This window comes from Polaribacter sp. KT25b, assembly GCF_900105145.1.
In the GTDB taxonomy this organism is placed as follows: Bacteria; Bacteroidota; Bacteroidia; order Flavobacteriales; family Flavobacteriaceae; genus Polaribacter.
In genome coordinates this window covers 3,175,313-3,187,304 of record NZ_LT629752.1, presented here as the reverse complement: position 1 = coordinate 3,187,304, position 11,992 = coordinate 3,175,313, and the positions used below count along the sequence as shown (strand labels likewise).

The following is an 11,992-nucleotide window of genomic DNA, read 5'->3' as shown; positions in this document are numbered from 1 at the left end:
GAAGAACATAAAGTATAACAATTGTGTTAAATTTATTTTATTTGACAAGGAATGTAAATAACATATCTTTGTAGGTTAAACGCAGTAAGAAAAACAAAGAATGAAGAATATTAGAAACTTTTGCATTATCGCACATATTGATCATGGTAAAAGTACGTTAGCAGATAGATTGTTAGATTTTACTGGCACTGTAACCTCTCGCGAAAAAAAAGAACAGCTTTTAGATAGTATGGATTTAGAGCGCGAACGTGGTATAACCATTAAATCGCACGCAATTCAAATGGATTATATCTATAAAGGAGAGGAATACACTCTAAATTTAATTGATACTCCAGGTCATGTAGATTTCTCTTACGAAGTTTCTAGATCAATTGCAGCTTGTGAAGGCGCTTTACTAATTGTAGATGCAGCACAAAGTATACAAGCACAAACAATTTCTAACTTATACTTGGCTTTAGAGAACGATTTAGAAATTATTCCTGTACTAAATAAAGTAGATTTACCTTCTGCAAACCCAGAAGAAGTTACAGACGATATTGTAGATTTATTAGGTTGCAACCCAGAAGAAGTAATTCACGCTAGTGGAAAAACAGGTTTTGGAGTCGATAATATTTTAGCAGCAATTATAGATAGAGTACCTGCTCCAAAAGGAGACCCAGATGCACCCTTACAAGCCTTAATTTTCGATTCTGTTTACAATTCTTATCGAGGTATTGAAACCTATTTTAGAGTTTTAAACGGCGAAATTAAAAAAGGTCAAGAAATTAAATTCATGGCAACTGGTAAAAATTATTTTGCTGATGAAGTTGGTACTTTAAAACTAACTCAAGTCGTTAAAAAATCTGTAAAAACTGGCGACGTTGGTTATTTAATTACAGGTATAAAAACTGCAAAAGAAGTAAAAGTAGGAGATACAATTACAGATGCATTAAACCCAACAATAGAAAGAATTGATGGTTTTGAAGATGTTAAACCAATGGTTTTTGCGGGTATTTATCCTGTGGATACAGAAGATTATGAAGAGTTGCGTTATTCTATGGAAAAACTACAACTTAATGACGCTTCTTTGGTTTTTGTACCAGAAAGTTCTGCAGCATTAGGTTTCGGTTTTCGTTGTGGATTCTTAGGAATGTTGCACATGGAAATTATTCAAGAACGTTTAGAACGTGAGTTTAATATGACAGTTATTACAACTGTACCAAACGTTTCTTACCACGCATATTCAAAGAAAAATCCTGAGGAAGTTATTATTTTAAATAATCCAACAGATTTACCAGATCCATCGAGATTAGATAGAGTAGAAGAGCCATTTATTAAAGCGTCAATTATTACAAAGTCAGATTTTATTGGTCAAGTAATGAGTTTGTGTATCGAAAAAAGAGGACAAATTATCAATCAAACGTATTTAACAACAGAAAGAGTTGAACTTATTTTCGAAATGCCTTTGGCAGAAATTGTTTTCGATTTTTACGATCGATTAAAAACAGTTTCTAAAGGATATGCTTCTTTTGATTATCATCCTATTGGTATGAAAGAATCTAAATTAGTAAGAGTAGATATTTTATTAAATGCACAACCTGTAGATGCACTTTCTGCACTTTTACATGCAGATAATGCTTATACAATTGGTAAAAAAATAGTTGAAAAATTAAAAGAATTAATACCAAGACAACAGTTTGATATTCCTATTCAGGCAGCAATTGGTGCTAAAATTATTGCTAGAGAAACTACGAAAGCTTTGCGTAAAGATGTAACAGCAAAATGTTATGGAGGAGATATTTCTCGTAAACGTAAATTATTAGAAAAGCAGAAAAAAGGGAAGAAAAGAATGCGCCAAGTTGGTAATGTAGAAATTCCGCAAGAAGCATTTATGGCAGTCTTAAAATTAAATGATTAAAAAGGATGAATAAAAATCAAATTATTGGCTTATTATTGGCAATTATTGGAGTAACGTTAGGTTTACTTTGGAAAAAACCTGAATATGCGGATGTTTTAGACTTTCTATTTGGAGTACTTGCTGCTATTGGATTAAGTATGGTCTTAAAATTTTTACCCATAAAAAGAAAGAAAAAATCAGATTCCTAAATTTTAATATTTAGACTTTATATTACATACAGAAATCCTTTTTGAGAAATCAGAAAGGGTTTTTTATTTGAAGCTATTTCCTGCTTTCAATTATATCTTTTTTTGAGAAAAACAAAAAAAGGATGCCATTTCAATCAGGGCTAGGTTTTTTTACTAGCTTTTAGTTATTTTAAGTAATTAGTGTTTTTTAAAAATCAATTATAATAAAACACTTCACAGGTTTCTAAAACCTGTGAGGTCTTTCTCAAAAATATACTTTAATTATTATCCTGAATTCTATTTTCTTCATCGTTATTAGAATTTCTGCTAGACTTTTTCTTTCCAAATTTAGAACCAAAACTATACACTAATCTTAGTTGAATATTTTGTCTAGAACCATTACTTTCAACGGCTGCAATTCCATTACCGTAATCGATATTACCAACAAAACCTCTGTTTAGCATTTTGTTAAAACCAAGATTTACTTTTAGTTGATCGTCTAAAAACTTTTTACCAAAAGAGAAATCTAATTCTGCCAACCAATCAACTTCAATTTGCCCTTCTAAAGCTCCTGTTCCGTAATTTCCACTTAATTCAAGGTTTACATCCCAAGGCAATTGATAACTTGCTTGAACAAACCAAATTAAGTTCCATTTATTTAAATCAACATCAACATCAACATCAAAAGCAGAAGATTTATAGTCTTTATTTGTGACAATAATACCGGTGTAACCTTCTAAACCTTTGGTAAAACTTAAAGGTGCGAATAATCTAAAATTCCAATTTTCACTATTTTCAATATTTACATCTTGTTGTCTAATTTGTTTGGTTTCATTGTCTTGTTTTATCAACTGGAAAATAATATCCTCAGTTTTACTATAGCCAACAGTAAAAAAAGGTTGACCTTCATACGTTAAATTAAACTGATAATTATTAGTGTAAGAAGGCGTTAAATTAGGATTTCCTACTCCTGCAGAATAAGGGTCTAAATACGTTTCAAAAGAATTTAAACTATTATAAGAAGGTCTTTGAATTCTATAACTATAAGATAAACTTGTTCCTAAAACTTCGGTTAATTTTCTGCTAATTGATGCACTTGGAAATACTTTTTTTATCGGTCTTTTTTTAATGGCTGTTTTTTGTTCACCATCTTCCATGTAAATAGAAGTTCCATCAGTATTACTATTTTCGTAACGTAATCCACCAGAAAAAGACCATTTTCCAGCAGTTGCATTTACTTTTGTATATAAAGCAAAAATGTTTTCATCAATTAAAAACTGACTACTTGCATTTTCATCAAACTCAAAATCACCAGCTGTATTATCACTAAAAGTTTGTAAATCGTTATCTGTATTTACATTTGCAAATCTTGTTCCAGCACTTAATTTTAAGTTGTCAGAAAATGTTTTTGAATAATCAGCTTTATACGTTTTTATAGAATATTTGCCATCTTGAATATATTTTCTTTCATCAAAAGAAACTGTATTTCCAAAAGCTTCAGATAGAATATTAGTGTTGTCATTAGCATAATCTACATAATTAAAATCAATTACTAATTTATCTGTGTCCGTTTTGTATTCATAATAAGGATTGATGTTAAAGTTTTTTCTTTCTCTATCAAAACTGTTTTCAGAAAGTAACGTATTTGTGTTATTTACATCAGAAATAATTGTTGTACTACTTGCAATTCTGTTAGAATTCCTGGTACTTAAACTCCCGCCAATTCCAAAAGAATTTTTGTCATTTATGTAATAATCTATATTTCCACTTACTCTAAAATTTGTAGGATCATAAGGTTCTTTAGTAAGTTGATTGTAGTTTTCATCGCCAACAGTTCTGTTTAAATACAAATCTTCTCTCCAGGTTGGTTGAGAAAAAGTGGTGCTTGCTTGCCAATTTAATTTGTTTTTATAACTGGCGATAGAAAAACCTGTTCCGTATTCAAAACCTTCATCTTCACCAACCCACAAATTTGTACTTCCGTGAGTTCCTAAATGTACATTTTTCTTTAAAATAATATTGATAATTGCGCCAGAACCAGAAGCTTCGTATTCTGCTCCAGGTTGCTCTACCAGTTCAATTTTAGAAATATTATCCGCAGGAAAATCACGTAATAAAGTTTCCACATCCATATATTCAGTGGTTTTTCCGTTGATTAAAATTCTAACACCGCTATTTCCAGCAATTGTAATTCCGTTATTCGTAACTAAAACTCCAGGAATTTTACGCATTACATCTTGTAAATTGGTGTTTATCATTTCAGAATTTTCTAAATCTACAATTAGTTTTTCTGCAGTTTGTTTTATGACAGGTCTTTTACTTTTTACAACTACTTCGTTTAAAAGCTGACTTTCTTCCTTCAAAGTGATGTTAATTGTTTTGTTAGAATTTAATTCAAATTCGGTAATATTTTGAGTTTCAAAACCCAGCATAGATATTTCAACTTTATATTTTCCTGAAGAAATGTTTTCTAGTTTGTAAGTTCCTTTATCATCAGAAACAGTTCCTTTTGGATTTTCTTTACTTCCAATTTCATATAAAATAATATTTGCAAAAGGCAATGCCACATTTTGCTGATCAATAATTTTACCTGAAATGGTATGCTGTGAGAAGGTTGCTAAAATTCCGAAGAATAAAATAAAAATGCTAGTTGTAAAAAATTTCATTTGGTTGATTTTAATTAAAAGACATCAAAAGTGCCTAATTTGTTACAGTAGAAAATTAAAATTTGTTGAATTCGGTTACATTTCTAGAAAACAAATAAAATTTCTATCATAAATAAAAGACGCCGTTAAAACCAAAAAAGTTGCCTACAAAAAAAATACTCTTGATCAAATCAAGAGTATTTAAATATAATTTATTTCTAAGTTGTGTGTGAAATACATAAAAGTGTCTGCGACACTAATCTCTTCCTCCTAAAACTTGCATTCCCCAATATAATAACATTGCTAAAGAACCTAAAGCAGCAACTAAATACGTTCTTGCCGCCCATTTTAAAGCATCCGTTGCACCCGCTAATTCTTGTTGAGAAACCATGTTTTTGCTTTTTAACCAAGCCAATGCTCTGTTACTAGCATCATATTCTACAGGTAAAGTTATAAAACTAAAAAGTGTTGCAAAACCCATAAATATTAAACCAGTAATGGCAATGTAAAACCCAATTCCGGCAGAACCAGTAGCTGAATCATAAGTAGCGCCTAAAATAATTCCACCAATTACTAACCATTGAGAAAATTTAGAAGTAACACTTACAATTGGCACTAATTGAGAACGCATTTTTAAATAACTATAAGCTTGTGCATGCTGAACTGCGTGACCACATTCGTGAGCAGCAACTGCAGCAGAAGCAGCATTTCTTTGGTTAAAAACAGCTTCACTTAAATTAACTGTTTTATCAACAGGATTATAGTGATCTGTTAATCTACCAGGAGTAGAAATTACTTTTACATCAAAAATGCCATTATCTGCAAGCATTTTTTCTGCAATTTCAGCGCCACTCATTCCGTTTCTTAATTGAATTTGTGAATATTTTTTAAATTTACTCTTTAATTTATTACTAACTAACCAGCTTATTAAAGAAATAGCACCGATTAAAATATAGAATCCTATCATATATTATATTGTTTTAAATTTTTATATCATTTTTGTTCGATAAATTTACAACATAAATTATTCCATTTTTAATTTGGATGAAAAAAATGTCATAATGTCAAAAAAACCAAACATATTACTCGTTTATACAGGCGGAACAATTGGAATGATTAAAGATTATAAAACGAATGCTTTAAAAGCGTTTGATTTTAGTCAGATTTTAGAAAAGATTCCAGAATTAGAGCAACTAAATTGTGTTATAAAAAGCATTTCTTTTGATGTTCCAATAGATTCATCAAACATGAACACTCTATATTATAAAGATATTGTGTCTATTATTGAAGATAATTATCACGATTTTGATGGATTTGTTATTTTAACAGGTTCAGATACGATGTCTTATACTTCATCCGCTATCAGTTTTATGATAGAAAACCTGCAGAAACCAATTATTTTTACGGGATCTCAACTTCCAATTGGAGATTTAAGAACCGATGCAAAAGAAAATTTAATAACATCCATAGAAATTGCCAGTGCAAGAAAAGAAGGGAAGCCAATTATTTCTGAAGTCTGTCTATATTTCGAATACAAGTTATATAGAGCCAACAGAACCACAAAAATTAATGCAGAACAATTTGAAGCATTTGCGTCTATGAATTATCCAAACTTAGCAGAAAGTGGTGTGTATTTAAACTTTAGAGATCATTATATTTATAAACCATCAGAAGAAAGAAAGGAATTAATCATCAGAAAAAATCTAGTAACAGATATTTTAATTTTAAAATTATTTCCAGGAATAACAGAAAAAGTTGTTAAAAGTATTTTAAATACTGTAGATTTAAAAGGAGTTATTTTAGAAAGTTATGGCGCTGGGAATGCTCCAGATGAAGTTTGGTTTCTTAATTTATTAAAAGAAGCGATTTCTAAAGATATTAGAATTATTAATGTTACACAATGTTCTGGCGGAAATGTAATTCAGGGGCATTACGAAACTAGTATAGAGTTAAAACAAATAGGAGTTGTAAGCGGAAAAGATATTACAACAGAATCTGCTGTAGCAAAATTAATGTATTTATTAAGCGAAAACTTAACCTTAGATAAGTTTACTTATTACTTTGAAAAACCTTTAAGAGGCGAGATTTCTGATAAATAAACCCACTAAATTTTACGGATTTCTGAAAAATGAATGGTTTGCATAAAAAAACTGCTGAATAAATAGAAATTGAACAAAAAAAATTTTTTTATGCATAACATTTTTTGTTACTTGGCGGTCTCTAATGCAAAAAAGTTAAGATTCTAAAAACTTAAAAAATTTAAGTGTCTTAATTTTTCTCTATTTGAGATGAATATTATATCTTTAACCCGTTAACTATTAAAAATTAATTTATATCTAAGATGAAAAAAGTAGTAAATGTCTTATCTGTAACAGGATTTATGTTTTTTGGAGCTATTCAATCAACTTTCGCTCAAGAAGCAGCGGCAACAGAAGCAAAAACGTTTCACCAAATCTTAAAGCAAAACTTTATAGATGGTGGCCCAGGATTCATGGGAATTGTATTAGTAGCATTAATCTTAGGATTAGCTATTGCCATTGAAAGAATTATTTATTTAAACATGGCAACAACCAACACTAAAAAATTATTAGCAAATGTAGATGATGCTTTAAGTTCTGGTGGTGTAGAAGCAGCAAAAGAAGTTTGTAGAAATACAAAAGGACCAGTAGCATCTATTTTTTACCAAGGTTTAGATAGATTAGACGAAGGTGTAGAAGAAGCTGAAAAAGCAGTTGTTTCGTATGGAGGTGTTCAAATGGGACAATTAGAGAAAAATGTTTCTTGGATTTCTTTATTTATTGCATTAGCACCAATGCTTGGTTTCATGGGTACTGTAATTGGTATGATTGGAGCATTTAACGATATTGCGGTTGCAAATGATATTTCTCCAGCAGTTGTTGCAGGTGGTATTAAAGTTGCATTATTAACTACAGTATTTGGTCTTATTGTAGCTATTATTCTTCAAATTTTTTATAATTATATCGTTGCAAAAATTGATAGTATTGTAAATAGTATGGAAGATGCTTCTATCTCTTTGATAGATTTATTAGTAAAGTATAAAAAATAAAACTCAATATGAAAAGTAATAAAATTTTAAATATTTTAATTGCTGCCATAGCTCTTATTGGAGGTGTTCTTTTCATAAGAGTTCTTATGGAAGATTCCGTAGCAATAGAAGAGAGTGTAGATTTACAAAATAGTTTAGTAAGTCCATTAATATCTTTCTCTTATTGGTTATGTATCGCAGCTGTTGTAATAACAATTGGACTCGCTTTTTGGAGTTTAATTAGAAACCCAGAAAACCTAAAGAAAACTTTAGGAGGATTAGCAGTATTAGCAGTTCTTTTGTTTGTGGCTTATTTCTTATCTGATAGTAATGTAGTTTACGATGCAGCAGGAAAAATACAACCAGGAGGAGAAGAAGGATCTGCAACTAATCATTGGGTAGGAGCAGGAATATGGTATAGTGTTATCTTAGGTGGTATTGCTGGTGTATTCTTTGTTTGGGATTTAATTAAAGGATTAATCAAATAAATAATATGGCAAGAAGAGAAAATCCAGAAATTAACGCAGGTTCTATGGCAGACATTGCTTTTCTGTTATTAATTTTCTTCTTAGTAACAACGACAATGAATGTAGATTCAGGTGTCTCTAAGAAGTTATCAGAAAAACCGCCAGCAGATTACGTTCCGCCAATTATTAAAGAAAAAAATATATTTGTAGTTCTTATAAACAGAAACAATGAGTTACTGGTTGAAGAACAAAGAATGGATATAAAAGATTTAAAGAAAGCCGCTGTAGAATTTATAGATAATGGTGGTGGAGTTGGAAAGCCAGGAGAAGATGGTTCTCCAGGTAAACCTTGTGATTATTGTGAAGGAGCTAGAAGCGAATCTTCTTCAGATCATCCTAACAAAGCAATTATATCAGTTCAAAGTGATAGAGGTACAGAATATGGTACTTATATCAAAGTGCAAAATGAGCTTCTAAGAGCATATACAGATCTTAGAAATAGGTTATGTAGAAAACGTTATGGTATGTCGTTTGATGAGCTTGAAGAGGCTTTTAAAGGAGACAAAACTAATGAGGCTTTAAAGAAGAAAGTTGAAGATATTAAAACATCATATCCTCAAATTATTTCTGATGCAGAACCAACATCATAATTAATATTAAAATATAACATATGTCTAAATTTAGAAAGAAGAAAAAAGGAATACCAGCCGTAAATACTGCTGCTCTACCGGATATCGTTTTTATGTTATTATTTTTCTTCATGGTAACAACTACTATGAGAGAAACAGACTTAAGAATTGAAAACCCAAGATTACCAAGTGCTTCTGAAGTTAAAAAATTAGAACATAAAAGTTTGGTATGTACTATTTATGTTGGTAAATCGAAAGATCCTAGCAGAGATGGAGTTGGTTATAATAAAATTCAATTAAATGATAAGATTGCTTCTGCAGAACAAGTTCCTGCATTTATCATAAATGCAAGATCCAAAGTGTCTGAAGCTGAAGTTCCATTTATGACAACTTCAATCAAAGCTGATAAAGAATCTAATGTTGGAACTATAACTGATATAAGATTAAAATTAAGAGATGTAAATGCTCTTAAAATTAGTTATTCTGCATCTAAAGGTGGAGGTAATTAAATATATAATTTAGTTTTTAAAAAAAGGGTAATTCATTTGATTTACCCTTTTTTTATGCCTTAAATTCATTTATTCTGTAAAAGTATATTATACTTTTTTATTAATTTTATCTAAAACATAATAAATACTTAATGGTATTAGTATTTATTATGTTATACATTATCTGTTAAATCTTTAAGTTATAAAGTATTTATTCTTATAAAATCGATATATTTGGAAACCTAAAAATAATCTGACTTTTAATGAAGTTATTATACATTAATTTTTGCTTACTTACATTGTTCTTTTTTTCTGTAAAAAGTTATACCCAAGAAACTTTACCTATTTATCAAGATTATCTTTCTGATAATGTGTATTTAGTACATCCTTCTGCAGCAGGTATTGGAAACTCTAGTAAATTGCGTTTTACTGCAAGACAACAATGGTCTGGCATACCTAATGCACCAGCTTTGCAAACTATGAGTTTTCATACTAGGTTAAGTGAGGATTCTAATGCAGGTTATGGATTTGTTCTATTTAATGATAAGAATGGATATCATTCTCAAAAAGGATTACAAGGAACTTATTCGTATCATTTACCAATGAGTAATGGTACATATTTTAATCAACTTTCTTTTGGATTGGCGTTTACTTTCGTACAAAATCAATCAGACCAAAGAACTTTTACAGGAGATCAAGCTGTTTCAGCTATTATTGAGAGTACAAGTTACTACAATGCAGATTTTAGTGTAGCATATCATTTAGGTGGATTTTCTTCTTATTTTACTGTTAAAAACTTATTGCTAACTGCTAAAAATAACTTAAATATTCAAGAACCTTTAGATTTAAGAAATTATATTTTTTCTACTGGATATTATTTTGGTGAAGATCTTGTTGTGCAATTTGAACCTTCTGTAATGTTGCAGTTTAGAGAAAGTACGGGAGAAAGAATCGCCGACTTAAATATTAAAGCATATAAAAATATTTCAAAAACTCAATTATGGGCAGCCTTGTCTTATAGAAAAAGTTTTGATACAAATGCTATCGAAAATTCCCAATTTATATCACCAATAATAGGTTTAAATTTTGAGAACTTTATGTTTTCATACACATATACAAATCAAATGAATGAAACAGTTTTAACAACTTCTGGATTTCATCAAATATCTCTTGGTTTAAATTTATGGACGAGAAAACAAAGAGCATCAGCTTGTCCTAATATTAATTCTGCTTTTGGAAGTTTTTAAAAATCTAATTGATTGATTTTTATTTTTTTTCCATATTTAGAAATTAGCATTTCTAAAACCTTTTTATCTTTATTTATATAAAATTGATGATTTCCATCTTTAGATGTATTGTTTAATAATTGTTTTTTTTCTAAAATAGTTTTTGTTTGTCTAGCTACGGCTTCTCCAGAGTCTATTATTTGTATTTTATCTCCAACTATTTCTCTTATCACAGGTATTAAATAAGGGTAATGTGTGCATCCCAAAACTAAACAATCTACTTGTTTTTTAAGCATTGGTTCTAAATAAGAGGTTAGTAACTCTTTCATTTTAGATGTATCAATGTCACCGTTTTCAATTAATTCAACTAAACCAGTTCCTATTTTTTCTTTGACAGTTATTTTTCGACTGATAGTACTTGAAGTTTTTTCAAATAATTTACTATTAAGTGTTCCTTTAGTGGCAAGAATTCCAATAATATTAGTCTTAGTTTTTAGTGCAGCAGGTTTTATTGCAGGCTCAATACCAATAAAAGGAATTGAATATTTTTTCCTCAATATTTTAATAGCATTTGTTGTAGCTGTATTGCACGCAACAACAATTAATTTACAGTTTTGTTTTATTAAAAATTCGGTATTTTTTATAGACAGATTAATTATCTCTTGTTTGCTTTTTTCACCGTAGGGAGCATTTCTACTATCCGAAAGATATATTGTATTCTCATTAGGTAAAAGTGTCTTAATTTCTCTCCAAATTGATGTTCCACCAATTCCTGAATCGAAAATACCAATTGGAAAATTATTTGATTTCATACTTGTAAAAATAAAAAAAACCTACTTGTTAAAGTAGGTTTTTAAATAATATAATTTTGATTAAAATTATTTATTTTCAGCAGTAGGTCTAGGTAAATCTTTTAATAAACCTAATTTAGCTTTTACAGCATCATATAAATCTTCACCCTTTTTAACTATAAGAGAATTTTCTTCTAAAACATATAGTATTCCTTTAGATGCTGCAATTTCATTAATTGCTTTTTGAGCCTTTTCAGAAATTGGTTTTAAACCATCTTGTTCTCTTTGTTGAATATCTGCAGCTGCAGTTTGTCTTAATTGCTGATATCTTGCGATCTCTTGTTGTACCTCTTGTGCTCTAGATTCATTTATTTGCGGAGTTTGAGAGTTTTGCTCAGCAGTATACTTTGTTCTTTTTGCTTCTATTTTCTTACCCATAGTTTCAATCTCATCTTGGTAAGTTTTACCTAACTTTTCTAAAGTTACTTGTAGAGCTCTAGCTTCTGGCATATTTACAATAACTCTTTGGTAGTTTATATGCCCTATTTTTTGTGCATTTGCAACACCACCTAAACCTAAAGTAAATACAGCGATTAATAGTAACGTTTTTAAATTTTTCATTCTTGTTTTAATTTA

Annotated in this window: 12 protein-coding genes; 8 read left to right on the top strand and 4 right to left on the bottom strand. The window is 29.6% G+C overall.

The annotated features are described in order from the left end of the window. Window positions 1–100 precede the first annotated feature (100 nt). Window positions 101–1,897, top strand: coding sequence for a translation elongation factor 4 (gene lepA, locus BLT70_RS13770; protein WP_091895495.1), 1,797 nt, complete (start codon window positions 101–103; stop codon window positions 1,895–1,897). A 5-nt stretch (window positions 1,898–1,902) separates the two neighbouring features. Then, entirely contained in the window at window positions 1,903–2,085 is a 183-nt protein-coding gene (locus BLT70_RS13765) for a hypothetical protein (RefSeq protein ID WP_091895492.1), read from the top strand. A gap of 257 nt (window positions 2,086–2,342) precedes the next feature. On the opposite strand, the gene BLT70_RS13760 is transcribed toward BLT70_RS13765, so the two are convergent. Next, complete coding sequence (locus tag BLT70_RS13760) at window positions 2,343–4,730, bottom strand: outer membrane beta-barrel protein (RefSeq protein WP_091895489.1); 2,388 nt, start codon at window positions 4,728–4,730, stop codon at window positions 2,343–2,345. 235 nt (window positions 4,731–4,965) lie between these two features. Next, entirely contained in the window at window positions 4,966–5,676 is a 711-nt protein-coding gene (locus BLT70_RS13755; protein WP_091895486.1) for a zinc metallopeptidase, read from the bottom strand. A gap of 94 nt (window positions 5,677–5,770) precedes the next feature. Between BLT70_RS13755 and BLT70_RS13750 the strand changes: the two genes are divergently transcribed. The 6 genes from BLT70_RS13750 to BLT70_RS13725 all read left to right on the top strand — a co-directional run bounded on the left by BLT70_RS13750 (window position 5,771) and on the right by BLT70_RS13725 (window position 10,586). Beyond that, window positions 5,771–6,808, top strand: coding sequence for an asparaginase (locus BLT70_RS13750; protein WP_091895483.1), 1,038 nt, complete (start codon window positions 5,771–5,773; stop codon window positions 6,806–6,808). 242 nt (window positions 6,809–7,050) lie between these two features. Continuing rightward, complete coding sequence (locus tag BLT70_RS13745; protein ID WP_091895480.1) at window positions 7,051–7,776, top strand: MotA/TolQ/ExbB proton channel family protein; 726 nt, start codon at window positions 7,051–7,053, stop codon at window positions 7,774–7,776. A gap of 8 nt (window positions 7,777–7,784) precedes the next feature. Further along, window positions 7,785–8,243 carry a hypothetical protein gene (locus tag BLT70_RS13740; RefSeq protein ID WP_091895477.1) on the top strand — a complete coding sequence of 153 codons (459 nt, stop codon included), beginning with the start codon at window positions 7,785–7,787 and terminating at the stop codon, window positions 8,241–8,243. Window positions 8,244–8,248: 5 nt separating this feature from the next. Then, window positions 8,249–8,872 (top strand): biopolymer transporter ExbD, encoded by a 624-nt coding sequence (locus BLT70_RS13735; RefSeq protein WP_091895474.1) that lies wholly within the window; start codon window positions 8,249–8,251, stop codon window positions 8,870–8,872. 20 nt (window positions 8,873–8,892) lie between these two features. Continuing rightward, window positions 8,893–9,360, top strand: coding sequence for a biopolymer transporter ExbD (locus BLT70_RS13730; RefSeq protein WP_091895471.1), 468 nt, complete (start codon window positions 8,893–8,895; stop codon window positions 9,358–9,360). Between the two features lie 242 nt (window positions 9,361–9,602). Next, the gene (locus BLT70_RS13725) at window positions 9,603–10,586 is read left to right on the top strand and encodes a type IX secretion system membrane protein PorP/SprF (RefSeq protein WP_091895468.1); all 984 of its coding nucleotides are present in this window, start codon (window positions 9,603–9,605) and stop codon (window positions 10,584–10,586) included. Here BLT70_RS13725 and murI read toward each other — a convergent pair. Together murI and BLT70_RS13715 are read right to left on the bottom strand one after the other, a co-directional pair. Further along, entirely contained in the window at window positions 10,583–11,377 is a 795-nt protein-coding gene (murI, locus tag BLT70_RS13720) for a glutamate racemase (protein WP_091895465.1), read from the bottom strand. The two genes, BLT70_RS13725 and murI, sit on opposite strands and share 4 nt — an antisense overlap. A 66-nt stretch (window positions 11,378–11,443) precedes the next feature. Beyond that, the gene (locus BLT70_RS13715; RefSeq protein WP_091895462.1) at window positions 11,444–11,977 is read right to left on the bottom strand and encodes an OmpH family outer membrane protein; all 534 of its coding nucleotides are present in this window, start codon (window positions 11,975–11,977) and stop codon (window positions 11,444–11,446) included. Window positions 11,978–11,992 lie beyond the last annotated feature (15 nt).